Origin of the sequence: Rhodopila globiformis, from assembly GCF_002937115.1 — a bacterium.
Lineage (GTDB): Bacteria > Pseudomonadota > Alphaproteobacteria > Acetobacterales > Acetobacteraceae > Rhodopila > Rhodopila globiformis.
The window spans coordinates 48645-61035 of the sequence record NZ_NHRY01000274.1; the positions used below are offsets into that span (position 1 = coordinate 48645).

Genomic DNA, 12391 nt, shown 5'->3' on the forward strand with positions numbered 1-12391 from the left:
GCATTATTCGGGTCAACCGACCGATCGCTTGATCGTTTCCGTTGCTGGCAACAGGAGCGACGCGATGAAACAGCCACATACCGAACAATCGGTCGAGCACACTGAAACACAGCAGAATACGGGGAACCACAAGAAGCCGGGGGCTCCTGACGAACACGGTGCCGACCGCTTTGGCGGCACACGGACCGGAGCCGAGAATGTCGAAAAGCGACCGGATGCCGGTGACCGGAACCCGTGACACCGTCGCAGCCGATCGGCAGGTAGAGGTCGGGTGAGGGACGTCAATTCTCGTCCCTCACCGGATCTCGGTTCAGCCTCCTTCCGCCATTCTGTTGGCTTCGATCTTCTGCCGGGCCGCTTCCCGGCGCTCGTCAAACTTGGCCAGGCGACGGTGCGGATTGGGATGCATTTCGTTTTCCGCTTCGCCCGGGCGCTTCTGCGATCCTGCCCAGCCATGGGCGGCGATGTCGAAGACGATGCCCGACAGGTCGGTGTGCTTGACCTCGTAGCCGTCCGGGTTGTTCGGATCGCCCATGATCCAGGTTGCGCCGGCCGTGCGGGCCTGCTTCCCGGATGCGATCACGTCATCGACCCAGAAGCCGATATGATGCAGCCCGACGAAATCCGCGCCGGTCCCCTGCGACGCTTCATCGGACTTGAAATGCAGGATCGCCAGGTTGACCACGCCATCGGTCAGGAACACGCCCTCGGCCAGCGGTCCGTCCAGTTCGGTCACTTCCTCAAGCCCCAGCGACTGCTTGTAGAATTCCGCCGTCTCCCACGGATCAGCGACGCTGAGCGCAACGTGACGCAGGTATCCCTTGCTCTTCGCGGCCATGGCCTTCGCTCCCTCGGTTGTTGTAACCGGGGAGTGTGACTCCGGCCCGCGCAAATCGGCAAGTTACCGCCGTTGGAATCTATGCCTGCTTGCGCTCGATCAGGCTGCGCCTGATCTTCCGTCCGCGCTCCACCCTGTCCTCGATGTAGGCCGCATCGCCCCAACGGACGGCGCGCGCCATGGCCTGCGCGTCTTCCATGAAGCGCTGCAGCATCTCCAGCAGCGCCTCGCGGTTGTTGAGGAAAATATCCCGCCACATCACCGGATCTGACGCCGCGATACGGGTGAAGTCGCGAAAGCCGGAGGCGGCGTAGTTGATCACCTCCTGGCGGGTTTCGTCAGCCAGGTCGTCCGCCGTGCCGCAGATGGTGAAGGCGATCAGGTGCGGCAGATGCGAAACGATTGCCAGCACGCGGTCGTGGTGGGCTGGTTCAAGCCGTTCGGTCTGGGCGCCGCACCGCTGCCATAGTGCCTCGATCTTCCGCACCGCCTCCTCATCCGTGCCAGGAATCGGCGTCAGCAACGTCCAGCGTCCCTGGAACAATTCGACGAACCCCGAATCCGGGCCCGAATATTCGGTGCCGGCGATGGGATGCGCGGGCACGAAATGCACCCCGGCGGGGACCAAAGGTCCGACATCCCGGATCACCGACTGCTTGGTTGATCCGACATCCGTCAGCACCGTCCCCGGCGCCAGATGCGGTCCGATCCGGGCCGCGAGATCAGCAAACGCCCCCACGGGCGCGCACAGCATCACGCAATCGGCCCCCTCCACCGCCATGGCCGGGTCTATCTCCACCCGGTCGGCGATGCCGAGTTCCATCACCCGGTCGAGGGACTTCTGCGTGCGCGCATTGACCACGATCTCCGCCGCGATATCCCCCCGTTGCTTGGCAATGCGTGCAACGGAAGACCCGATCAACCCGATACCGAGCAGGGCGAGGCGCTTGAAGACAGGGTCAGCCACGGGATTGCCGCATGAAATCGGTGAACGCCTCGATAACCAGGTCAACCTCCTCGGTCGTGCCGACGGTGACACGCAGGCACTGCGGCAGTCCGTATCCGCCAACCTTCCGCACGATGATGCCGCGCGACCGCAGGAAGGCATCCGCGGCATTGGCGGCCTCGGTTGTTTCCAGATCGGCCAGCACGAAGTTCCCCTCGCTCGGCCAGACCTTGATGCCGGCGGCTTCGAGGCCGGCTGCCAGCCGCGGCCGCTGCACGGCATTGTGTTCCCGCCCTGCCTCGACCCAGCCCGGTTCGGCGAGGGCGGCGATCGCGGCGGCCTGGGCGGGAACGGACACATTGAACGGGCTGCGCACCCGATCGAGCACATCGACCACCGCCGGCGGCGCATAGCACCAGCCGACACGCATGCCCCCCAGGCCGAAAATCTTCGAGAAGGTCCGCGTCATGACGGTATTGTCCGTCGCGTCCACCAGCTTCACGCCGGCGTCGTAATCGGAGCGCGTCACGTACTCGGCATAGGCGGCATCCAGCACCAGCAGCACGTCCGGCGGCAGCGCGGCGCGGAACCGGGCGACATCCTCGGCGGGCAGCATCGACCCGGTCGGGTTGTTCGGGTTGGCCAGGAACACCAGCCGCGTCGAGGCCGAAACCGCGGCGAGCATGGCATCCAGGTCTGCCGTCAGGTTCCGCTCCGGCACCTTGATCACGCGGCTGCCGGCGTAGGTTCCGGCGATATCGTAGATCGAGAACCCGTGCTCCGACATGATGACGTCCCGGCCAGGGCCGCCGTAGGACAGGCAGAGCTGGTAGATCAGGTCATCCGATCCGGCGCCGCAGACGATCCGCGCCGGATCCAGGCCCCAGCGCGTGCCAAGCGCCGTCCGCAGTGCGCCGGCACCGCCGTCCGGATAGCGGAAGACATCGGATACGACGGCAGCGATCGCCGCCCGGGCAGACGGCGGAACGCCGAACGCGCCCTCGTTCGAGGACAGCTTCACCGTCCGGTTGACGCCGGGAATTTCCGACACGCCAGCCACATACGGATGGATCGTCAGGATCTCGGGGCGGGGTGACGGCGTGGTCATCCGGCCGCTCCGCCGAGCGGCGAGGCATAGCTTCCGGCCACGATCGGCCTGCGGAGCACCGATCCCAGGCGGCCCAGCCGGGGATCGTTGTCGGTCAGGTACCCCTCGACCTCGATCAGCACGTTGGAGACGGACGCCCCATGCTGGCGCAGCACCACCATTATCTCCGGCTTCAGATCCGCCGCCAGCAGTTCGCCGGACAGGCGGGTCCGGCTGATGTCGCTGTCGCATTCCAGGCCGAGGAACGACCGGTCGTTGCCGCTGGCGTCCGGCGGCGTGGAGGCCACGACGAGCGCCTGGGCCATGGGCGCGCCGTCCGGTCTTCTGTTCCAGAACGGCAGGCGGGCGATGATGTGCAGGCGCGGCTCCCGATGCAGCAGCGATACCCACCAGGTATCCCGATCCGACGGGAACGGCAGCACCGCGACGGATGCAACGCCCTGGCTGACATCCGCCAGGGCCTGGGCAGCGGTGCCATAGGCGCGAAGCGGCGTCAGGCTGCCGAAGTGCTCGCGTGCCAGTTGGGTCAGAGTGGCGCCATGGTCGGGATCGCAGACAGCCAGCGAGAGGCCGCCCTGCATGGAGGTCGTGCCTGCCAGCAACTCGCGCCAGATGCGAACCAGGGACGCCGGCGGCAGGGCGCCCCGATGGCGCTGCAACAGCCGCCGGATGATCGATGCTTCGCGCCCGGGCCGGAACGCCGCCGGCTTGCCGGATCGCGCCACATGTTCGACGACCTCGGCTCGCCGCATCAGCAGGTCGTGGATCTGATTGTCGATCCGGTCGAGCTCCGCCCGCAGCACAGCCAGGCCGCCGCTGCGCCAGTCGTCCTGGGAGGGCCGCTCGTCCTGGCCTGGCGCGGCCGGAGCGGCAGCAGAGGTCGAGTCAGCGATGGGTGAAACGGAGTTGGACATCATTCTTGCCATTGAAGGGCCGCAGACTTAGCGGATGCGCATCGGTCTGCAAACCCATTCGCTATGTTGTGGCGAATTCATGAAACCGGCAGTACGCCCGGCGCCCGGGCCTGACCAGATCGTCGGAAGCTCGAATCACTGGATGATTGTCGGCAGCACGGTTGCGAGCAAGGCCCACAGGTCCTATTCAGGCGCCGCGATGGATCAATCTGTCACACGCATGCACGTTCCTCATTCCCACGTCACATTTGACGATGGGATCGTCCTGGAGTGCGGGACCACCCTGCAACGCCTGACGGTGGCCTATCGTACCTACGGCACCCTGAACGCCGATCGCTCGAATGCGATCCTCGTCTGCCATGCGCTGACCGGGGATCAATATGTCGCGGAGCGGCATCCCGTGACCGGGAAGCCCGGCTGGTGGGAGGCTGTCGTCGGACCCGGGCGCCCGATCGACACCGACCGGTTTTTCGTCATTTGCCAGAACGTCCTGGGCGGCTGCATGGGCAGCACCGGCCCCCTGAGCTATCGCGAGAACCCCGACGGCACCCAGACCGACGAGCCATGGGGCACCGATTTCCCGCCGGTCACCATCCGGGACATGGTGCGCGCGCAGAAGCGGCTGGTTGATCATCTGGGGATCAAGCGGCTGTTCGCGGTCCTCGGCGGCTCCATGGGGGGGATGCAGGCCCTGCAATGGGCCGCGCTGTATCCGGACCAGGTCTTCGCCGCCCTGCCGATCGCCACCGCGTCCTATCATTCGGCGCAGAATATCGCCTTCCATGAGGTCGGGCGGCAGGCGATCTTCGCCGATCCGGACTGGCGCAACGGCCGGTACTGGGAGAGCGGGCTGATTCCGGCCCGCGGCCTCGCCGTCGCGCGCATGTGCGCTCACATCACCTATCTGTCGGAAGAAGCGCTGACGCGGAAATTCGGCCGGCGGCTGCAGAACGCGCCCAAGGACAGCACCGAGGCGATCAATCTGTTCGGCGACATGTTCGAGGTCGAGAGCTATCTCCGCCACCAGGGCAGCGCCTTCGTCCAGCGGTTTGACGCGAATTCCTACCTGACCATCACCCGGGCCATGGACTACTTCGACCTCGCCGCCGACTTCGGCGGGGATCTGGCGATGGCGTTCAAGGGGGCGAGGACACGCTTCCTGCTGGCGTCCTTCACCTCCGACTGGCTGTTCCCGACGTCGCAGAGCCGCGCCATCGCCCGCGCGTTGAACCGGGCCGGCGCGAACGTGTCGTTCGTCGAGTTCCCGACCGACAAGGGGCACGACGCCTTCCTGCTGGATGAGCCCGACTTCCACCGTGCGCTGGCTGGCTTCCTGCGCGGCTGCGCCATTCATGCGGGGCTGCAGCGCCTATGAGCGGGCACGACCACGTTCGCTTCCTGACCAAGAACATGCGGGTCGACCTGGCACTGATCGCCGGCATGATCGCGCCGGGATCCCGCGTGCTGGACATCGGCTGCGGCGACGGATCGCTGATCGACCACCTGTTCCAGACCAAGGCCTGCGATGCCCGCGGGATCGAGATCGACATGGCGGAGGTAACGCAGGCGGTTGCTTACGGCCTGCCGGTCATGCACGGCGACGCCGACGTCGACCTGGCGCATTATCCCGATAATGCGTTCGACTATGTGGTGTTGTCGCGTGCGTTGCAGGCCGTTGAACGGCCCCGCGAAGTCCTCGCGCAAATGCTGCGGATCGGCACCCGCGCCGTCGTCAGCTTTCCCAATTTCGGCCACTGGCTGGTGCGCTGGCAGCTTCTGGCTACCGGCCGGATGCCGATGACCGCCACCTGGGACCGTCCATGGCACGAGACGCCCAACATCCATCCGTGCACGATCCGGGACTTCTTCATACTATGCGAGGAAGAAGGCTACGTCGTGGAGCAGTGGCTGGCGGCCGATGACGGCGGCCGGCGCACGCCGTGGCGGCGCTTCCTGAACCTCGCGAACATTTTTGGGGAGCAGGGCGTATTCCTGTTGCGTCGTCGGTAGGACTGCACTGATGCGGCCAATCGGCTTGCAGCGGACGAGGGCGCGTTCAAGGCGCCTTGATCTGCGCCACCGAGCACGACTCCGCTCCGCTGTTGTCATCTCGCTGCTGGTGCATGGCACTGTCCTGGTGTTCCTGCTGGTTACGATCCGGCAGGAGGAGCGACCCGAGTTACTGCCGCCGCCAGCGCCGGTAACGATGGTGTTTGAAACCGGCCGCCGCGCGGGACCCACCCTGCCGAACCCCTCGGAGCAAGCGAGGCCTGCGACGCCGTCACCACCGGTGACGGAGCCACCGATCCCGACGCCGCCTCCGCAACCGGCCATGCCGGCGCCACCCATGCCGGAGACGCCGCCACCTCCACCGGCGGAGCAACAGGCTGTGCCGGAGGTGCCGAAACCGCCGCCGCCACCCGCTCCGGCGCCTGCGGCCGAAGCGCCGCCGTTGCCGGTTCCACCGCCGGTCCCGCCCGTGGAAGCACTGCCGAAGCCGGTTGAGCCGGCTCCGGCGCGGAAGCCGCCGCCGGCTCAGGCCAGGCCGCTCCCGAAGCCGCCGCCCATTTCGCCGCCGCTCAGGCGGTCTGCGCCACCCAGGCCGTCGGATTTTCCCGCTCCGACGAATTTCAGCCTTGGCAGGCCGTTCACGACGCCTCGGGTTCAGGCGCGCACGCATTACGCCCACCGGCCGCTGGGAGCCGTCGACATGTCACTCGGGCCGGCGAAGAAAGGGGAAGCCAACGACACGCCATTTGCCGACATCGACACCGACCAGGGCGGCCCCGACTGGCGCAACGCCCTGAGCCAATGGGTTTCCCAACACGCCTATTATCCCGAGCAAGCCCGCGTCAATGGAGAGGAGGGCGACGCAAAAGTCCACGTCGTCGCGCAGCATAACGGCCACGTGACATCGGTTGAACTGATTGGGAAGTCAGGGTCGATGTGGCTGGACCTCGCCCTGCAGGCGCTGTTCCGTGATGCTCATATTCCGCCCCTGCCCGGCGGCGGCAATGAGCCTATCGAGTTCAACTTCACCATGCATTATATTTTAAGGCGCGCTCCTTAAGCGGCTTCGGCGAGCACAAGGCGCCGGCGCGTCACGGCTTCGACCGGCATCGCGGCATAGACATCCTTGACCGCCTCGGTGAGCGTGACCCCGGCGAAACCAGGGATCAGCTTGCGCCCGGCGCGCTCGAGCAAGGGGCCGCTGCGCAGCAGGATACGCAGCGTTGACGGCGGCATCCACAGGCAGGCGTCGCGGCGTTCGACCCGGAACAAGGCGTTCGCCAGCAGCCGGTTCAGCTGGCCGGAGGAATATGGCAAGCCATGGCCGAACGGTGTACTGTCCCGGTATGCCCACACGCCGCTGCGGTTGGGCACGACGATCAGCAGCCGGCCGTCGTCCTTCAGCACCCGCCAGGCCTCGCGCAGCAGCCGCCGCGCATTTTCCGCCAGTTCCAGCCCATGAACCAGCAGGATGCGGTCGAACGTCAGATCGGCGAAAGGCAGGCAATCCTCTTCCGCCGTGCATGACAAGCTTGGCATCCCGGCCGGCCAGCGCGCGGCCCCCATTTGCACCGGCGTCAAAGCGATGCATCGTATCGCCTGGTCGCGCCACAGTCTGAGGTAAGGCATGGAGTAACCGAGGCCGAGAACTGACTCCTGGTGGAGGGACGGCCACATCATGGCCAGCCGCTCGCGCACGAGGCGAGCGGTCACCGCGCCCTGCGCCGAGCCATAGAATTCGTTGGCGAATTGTGCATCCGCTGTCATGGCGGCAGCGTATAACACACTGTGCGGCTTTCGATCGAATGAACGAGTGATAGGAGGGAGGTCATGACAGTCACGGCAACGCCGGTCCCGATCCTGACGGATAATTACGCCTGGCTGCTGCGCGAGACCGGCGCCGGCGCGACCGCGATTGTCGATCCCGCCGACGCCGAACCGGTGATCCGGGCGATCGAGAAGGCCGGCGGACGGCTGGACCTGATCCTGCTGACCCACCACCACGCGGATCATACCGCAGGCACCGACGCGGTCAGAGCGCGTTTCAAGTGTCCGGTTGTCGGCGCCGTGGCCGACAGGCATCGGCTGCCGAAACTGGATGAAGCCGTGCGGGAGGGCGATGCGGTCCACCTTGGCAATGCCACGGGACGGGTGATCGAGACGCCCGGCCACACGCGCGGGCAGATCAACTTCTTCTTTCCGGATGGCGATATCCTGCTGTCAGGCGACACGTTGTTCAGCCTCGGCTGCGGCCGTCTGATCGAAGGCACGGCGGAGGAAATGTTCAGCAGCCTGCGGAAGCTGGCGGCTTTGCCGGGGGATACGCAGGTCTGCTGCGGCCACGAATATACCGAAAGCAACGCACGCTTTGCCCTGGCGGTGGATCCGGACAACAAGGCGCTGCATGCGTTCGTCGCCAAGGTTGAACAGCTTCGCGCCGGTGGGCAGCCGAGCGTCCCGTCGCGGCTTGCGGACGAACTGAAGGCCAATCCCTTCCTGCTTGCGCAGGATGCGGCAAGCTTCGGGACGCTGCGGGCAAAGAAGGACAGGTTCTAGGGGAGGGGCCGCGCCGTGAAGCTGTACTATTCGCCAACCAGTCCGTATGTCAGGAAGGTCGTTGCCTGTGCGATCATTCGCGGACTGGACGGCCGGATTGAAAGACATATCACCAACCCGCATGAATCGCCGGAAGATCTCGTGGCGGACAATCCGCTCTCGAAAGTGCCGTGCCTGATCACGGATGACGGGTTGCCGCTGTTCGGCAGCCAGTTGATCTGTGAATACCTGGACAGTCTCGGTGATGCACTGCCGCTGTTCCCGGAGCGTGGCGCGCCGCGCTGGCGCGCGTTGAAGTTCCAGTCCCTGGGGGATGGCATACTGGACGCCGCGGTTCCTTGTCGCGGTGAACGCGGCAAGCCCAGGGAAGCGGCCCGCGACGCGCAGATTGCGCGGTTCATGAGTGTGATCAGCCGGACCGTTGATGCGCTGGAGGCAGACCCGCCGCAGAAGCACGTGGACATCGGTTCCGTTACTGTGGCGTGTGCTCTTGGCTATATCGATTTTCGCTTCGCTTCCGACCCCTGGCGACCTGGGCATCCCAAACTGACCGCATGGTATGAGCCGTTCGCACAAACCAAAGGCTTGGCGGAAACCGCGCCACATTGAGGCGTGTCGATTCCCGTCCCGTTGTCGGAGCACTGTTCACAAAGTTGGCCAGCCGACACGGCGGTGGCGGAAAATGGAGTCGGTCCTTGCCTTCTCGTCATGGCCGTACGTTTCCCGGCCATGACGAGTGGGAAATGACCTCGCCTCACGCGCCCATTGCGCCTGCGAGTGCGCAATTCCAGCGTCTGTTTGACTGGATCCCTCTTTCAGAGATAGTCGGTGACCCGAGCGCCAACGGCGACGGGCGTGCGGCACAATCCTCCAAAATGTAACCACAGAGGAAAGCGGAGCACCGCAGCGGGCCACAGAGAAAAAACCATGGCGCTGCGCGCGGCGTGCGTCACGACCAGCGCTGCCGGGCCATGCGGCGCCAGGCATCCAAGGGTCTGTCAGGAAATCATCGTGGCATTGGGTGTGAGGCACCGTCCTCTCCCCGTCACGGTCCGCGAAGGCGGACCATCCACGCCTTGCGGTGCCGATCGCAACAAAGGCGTGGATGGCGGCCCTGCGCTCCATTGGCGTTAAAATAGCGTGGCGGCGGCACGATGCTTGCCATTCCGTCATGGCCCGGCTTGTCCGGGCCACCTATTCCAGCACTGTGCCGCGACAGGTGGCCCGGACAAGCCGGGCCATGACGAGGAGGCAACACCCAGCCCTATTTTAACGCCAATGGGGCCTGCGCCCGCCATGACGCGGAGGGGCCGGTGCCTTGCAGCCAATGCCGCGAGGCTCTTGTTGGATTTCGGGGTGGTGAGACGCTTCACCGCCCATCCGGAACCCGGCAGGACCCTTCAAAACCACAACCGAGCGCCCTGGCAACAATCGGCGCGCGGCCGACAGTACGTTCGGAGGTCCAGTTCACCACCGGCCCATCTGCGTTCATCTGCGTTCATCTGCGGTTCCTGAATCAGCGTGGCGGCGGGAGGGATGTTCCAACGCGTGCGTGCTGCGCCAAAGCAGAAATGGAACCGCAGATGAACGCAGATGAACGCAAATGCAGCAGGGTTGTTGCCGCAGCGGGGGCGCACGTCATCCGACAGGGCCGTGTCGTGGACCTTTTCAACACGGTTCTGGTTGGATTTCGGGGCCGTGGAACGCCTCACCCGACCACCCCGGAACCCGACAAGAGCCTGCCGCGATTATTCGCGGGCGAGCCTTCAAGTGTCCGGATCGGCGAAACTGCCTGCCCCGACAGTGCCATCCGCACCAGACCGCGCAATGTCCCCCTGATCCCCTGTGGCCCTCCGTCACCCTCGGCTTCTTCTCTGTGCGAACAGAAATACGCCATCATCCACGCTGTCCCCCGCCAGGGGCGCACCATCCAGGCTCGCGGCCATGCCGGAACAAGAGCGCCACCAGTCACTCATCCACGAATACCGTGCGGTACGGGTTTCCAGCCGCACAGCAGGCGCTCCACAAGTCAAGGCTCGTTCAATCGTAACAGATGCAGCCCCTCACTCAGGTGCTCCAAGCGGATATCGGGGTCTATCGGCTGGTTGACGATGACCGGATCATCCGGTCGGTTCTTCCTCCCGCCTTGCTCACCAGATCCGGGATGGCTGCCGCCTCCGGCAAATTGCGCCAGAAGCGCTTCGGCATGTGGCCCTGCATCAAGCTCGGGTTGGACCGGGCCGGGTTGAAGGTGGCGCGATAATAGCGCTTCCACCAGTCTTCCACGGCATCCGGCGGCGGCGCGTCCCGCCGGCTCAGGCCCGGGCCAAAGGTCGCACTTCGCCTGTTCCAGTGCAGCGTCAGGTCCGGGGTCAGGATCGAGAACCGCAGGCTGGCGAAGCGATTGATGAAGAAGAGACTCGTGCCGCGGAGGCTGCGATGTTGTGGTTCATACCACGCGACGCAGCAGGAACCGTCGTTATCGTCCACGACGCGAAACCGCAGGAACGCCGTCATCCGGTGCTGGTCGCGCCTGACCGCTGCCGCCATCTGCCGCAACCGGTGCACCAATGGATCCACCGCCTGATCCATCAGCGTCCGCTCACCGTGGGTCAGGCGCCACAAAAGCTGGTAGAGCAGGGGCCACCGCGCATCGTCACGATGACAGGCCACCTTCTCGGCAAGCAGAACGAAACTGCATGGAACGAAGGTGGTCTTTTCTTCACCGGAAGGGGCATCAGGAAACAACGTCCCGCCGATCGCGTTGGTGAAGACGACGTCGGCGGGCTCGATCCGCGCTGCCAGAAGCCGTCTTGCCGCAAGCCTGAATGCGTCAAGATCATCCGGCTGTGGGATGCGGATGCTGTAGATCATCCGAACAGGTCCAGTTGCTGCGCCGGGGGCGCAAGCAAACGCCGCAGCCCGGAGCGATCGAGCAAAGGCCCGGGATGATAATCTGCCGTCACAACAAATGGCCGCATCTTTCGAAATGAATTGCCCAGCCGCCGCAGATCATCCAGCCGCAGCCGGCAATGCCGGCGCGCCGACAGCAGCCGATCGGCCGAGCGGACGCCGAGGCCGGGAATGCGCAACAGCACGTCCCTGTCGGCCGTATTCACGTCGATCGGGAAGCGATCCCGGTTCCTCAGGGCCCAGGCGAGCTTGGGATCGATATCCGGGTCCAGCATGCCGTTCGCGGTCCCGGCCATGACCTCGGTTGCGGTGAAACCGTAGTATCGAAGGAGCCAGTCGGCCTGGTAGAGCCGGTTTTCCCGTAGCAGCGGAGCTGGTTGAGCCGGCAACAGGTTACTGGCCTGGGGAACCGGGCTGAAGGCAGAATAGTAGATACGTTTGAGGCTGTATGTATCATACAGGTCGGAAGCCGTTGCCAGCACAACCGAATCGCTGCTGGCATCCGCTCCGACAATAAGCTGCGTGCTTTGCCCGGCAGGCGCAAACCGTGAAGCACGCCGATCGGCTTGGGCTTCGGCGATGTGTGCACCTACATAGCGCATCGTGTCCCGGATGGAATCGGCCCGCTTTTCCGGGGCGAATTTCTGCAGCGATTCCGGCGTCGGCATCTCGATGTTGATCGACAGCCGATCGGCATACAGCCCGGCCTCCCGAACAAGATCGCTGCTTGCCTCCGGTATCGTCTTGAGATGGATGTAGCCGTGGAACGCATGGTCAACGCGTAATGTCCGGGCGACCCGGACCAGGCATTCCATCGTGTAGTCGGGCGAGCGGATGATGCCGGAGGAGAGAAACAACCCTTCGATGTAGTTCCGTTTGTAAAATTCCAGGGTCAGATCGACGACTTCCTGCACGGTGAAGCGGGCACGGCGCACGTTCGACGTGCGACGGTTGATGCAATAGGCGCATTGGAAAATGCGGTTCCTCGCTGTTTCAGGTGGGTAGGGCGAGTTCGAGCTTACCCGCGATGAGGTAGATCATCGCCTTCAGGTTGCGGGAGGAGCGGTAGCCCCGGGCCTTGGCTTTGGCCGCCTGGACGAGGCTGT

13 protein-coding genes are annotated in these 12391 nt (G+C 65.0%); 6 read left to right on the forward strand and 7 right to left on the reverse strand.

The window, feature by feature from the left end:
- Window positions 1-64: 64 nt before the first annotated feature.
- A complete protein-coding gene (locus CCS01_RS34240) occupies window positions 65-238 on the forward strand; it encodes a hypothetical protein (protein WP_170114684.1) in 174 nt (57 codons plus the stop codon).
- 72 nt (window positions 239-310) lie between these two features.
- Here the strand turns inward: CCS01_RS34240 and CCS01_RS31585 are convergent, their stop codons facing one another.
- From CCS01_RS31585 to CCS01_RS31600, 4 genes are all read right to left on the reverse strand, one after another.
- The gene (locus tag CCS01_RS31585; RefSeq protein ID WP_104523134.1) at window positions 311-838 is read right to left on the reverse strand and encodes a VOC family protein; all 528 of its coding nucleotides are present in this window, start codon (window positions 836-838) and stop codon (window positions 311-313) included.
- 79 nt (window positions 839-917) lie between these two features.
- The gene (locus CCS01_RS31590; protein WP_104523136.1) at window positions 918-1805 is read right to left on the reverse strand and encodes a prephenate/arogenate dehydrogenase family protein; all 888 of its coding nucleotides are present in this window, start codon (window positions 1803-1805) and stop codon (window positions 918-920) included.
- Window positions 1798-2892 (reverse strand): histidinol-phosphate transaminase, encoded by a 1095-nt coding sequence (hisC, locus tag CCS01_RS31595; RefSeq protein ID WP_104523138.1) that lies wholly within the window; start codon window positions 2890-2892, stop codon window positions 1798-1800. The genes CCS01_RS31590 and hisC overlap by 8 nt, the downstream gene beginning before the upstream one ends.
- Window positions 2889-3806 (reverse strand): chorismate mutase, encoded by a 918-nt coding sequence (locus CCS01_RS31600; RefSeq protein WP_104523166.1) that lies wholly within the window; start codon window positions 3804-3806, stop codon window positions 2889-2891. Before CCS01_RS31600 ends, hisC begins: the two co-directional genes overlap by 4 nt.
- Before the next feature lie 199 nt (window positions 3807-4005).
- On the opposite strand from CCS01_RS31600, the gene metX reads away from it, so the two are divergent.
- From metX to CCS01_RS34100, 3 genes are all read left to right on the forward strand, one after another.
- A complete protein-coding gene (metX, locus tag CCS01_RS31605) occupies window positions 4006-5181 on the forward strand; it encodes a homoserine O-acetyltransferase MetX (protein ID WP_104523168.1) in 1176 nt (391 codons plus the stop codon).
- Between the two features lie 35 nt (window positions 5182-5216).
- Entirely contained in the window at window positions 5217-5816 is a 600-nt protein-coding gene (metW, locus tag CCS01_RS31610; RefSeq protein WP_104523170.1) for a methionine biosynthesis protein MetW, read from the forward strand.
- 700 nt (window positions 5817-6516) lie between these two features.
- Complete coding sequence (locus CCS01_RS34100) at window positions 6517-6876, forward strand: TonB family protein (protein WP_158258719.1); 360 nt, start codon at window positions 6517-6519, stop codon at window positions 6874-6876.
- On the opposite strand, the gene CCS01_RS31620 is transcribed toward CCS01_RS34100, so the two are convergent.
- Window positions 6873-7583, reverse strand: a complete 711-nt coding sequence (locus tag CCS01_RS31620; protein ID WP_104523142.1) for a methyltransferase domain-containing protein — start codon at window positions 7581-7583, stop codon at window positions 6873-6875. The genes CCS01_RS34100 and CCS01_RS31620 overlap by 4 nt on opposite strands.
- A gap of 63 nt (window positions 7584-7646) precedes the next feature.
- Between CCS01_RS31620 and gloB the strand changes: the two genes are divergently transcribed.
- Window positions 7647-8372: a hydroxyacylglutathione hydrolase gene (gene gloB / locus CCS01_RS31625; RefSeq protein ID WP_104523144.1), complete on the forward strand. Its 726-nt coding sequence runs from the start codon at window positions 7647-7649 to the stop codon at window positions 8370-8372.
- Window positions 8373-8387: 15 nt separating this feature from the next.
- Window positions 8388-8981: a glutathione S-transferase gene (locus tag CCS01_RS31630; RefSeq protein WP_104523146.1), complete on the forward strand. Its 594-nt coding sequence runs from the start codon at window positions 8388-8390 to the stop codon at window positions 8979-8981.
- 1485 nt (window positions 8982-10466) lie between these two features.
- On the opposite strand, the gene CCS01_RS31635 is transcribed toward CCS01_RS31630, so the two are convergent.
- Both CCS01_RS31635 and CCS01_RS31640 read right to left on the reverse strand, forming a co-directional pair.
- Complete coding sequence (locus tag CCS01_RS31635) at window positions 10467-11246, reverse strand: TIGR03915 family putative DNA repair protein (protein WP_104523148.1); 780 nt, start codon at window positions 11244-11246, stop codon at window positions 10467-10469.
- The gene (locus CCS01_RS31640) at window positions 11243-12262 is read right to left on the reverse strand and encodes a putative DNA modification/repair radical SAM protein (protein ID WP_104523150.1); all 1020 of its coding nucleotides are present in this window, start codon (window positions 12260-12262) and stop codon (window positions 11243-11245) included. Before CCS01_RS31640 ends, CCS01_RS31635 begins: the two co-directional genes overlap by 4 nt.
- Window positions 12263-12391 lie beyond the last annotated feature (129 nt).

What these genes read in the sequence shown, in the direction of transcription:
- CCS01_RS34240 (WP_170114684.1), top strand. Translation starts at nt 65, where the DNA reads ATGAAACAGCCACATACCGAACAATCGGTCGAGCACACTGAAACACAG.
- CCS01_RS31585 (WP_104523134.1), bottom strand. Translation starts at nt 838, where the DNA reads ATGGCCGCGAAGAGCAAGGGATACCTGCGTCACGTTGCGCTCAGCGTC.
- hisC (WP_104523138.1), bottom strand. Translation starts at nt 2,892, where the DNA reads ATGACCACGCCGTCACCCCGCCCCGAGATCCTGACGATCCATCCGTAT.
- CCS01_RS31600 (WP_104523166.1), bottom strand. Translation starts at nt 3,806, where the DNA reads ATGTCCAACTCCGTTTCACCCATCGCTGACTCGACCTCTGCTGCCGCT.
- metX (WP_104523168.1), top strand. Translation starts at nt 4,006, where the DNA reads ATGGATCAATCTGTCACACGCATGCACGTTCCTCATTCCCACGTCACA.
- metW (WP_104523170.1), top strand. Translation starts at nt 5,217, where the DNA reads ATGCGGGTCGACCTGGCACTGATCGCCGGCATGATCGCGCCGGGATCC.
- CCS01_RS34100 (WP_158258719.1), top strand. Translation starts at nt 6,517, where the DNA reads ATGTCACTCGGGCCGGCGAAGAAAGGGGAAGCCAACGACACGCCATTT.
- CCS01_RS31620 (WP_104523142.1), bottom strand. Translation starts at nt 7,583, where the DNA reads ATGACAGCGGATGCACAATTCGCCAACGAATTCTATGGCTCGGCGCAG.
- gloB (WP_104523144.1), top strand. Translation starts at nt 7,647, where the DNA reads ATGACAGTCACGGCAACGCCGGTCCCGATCCTGACGGATAATTACGCC.
- CCS01_RS31635 (WP_104523148.1), bottom strand. Translation starts at nt 11,246, where the DNA reads ATGATCTACAGCATCCGCATCCCACAGCCGGATGATCTTGACGCATTC.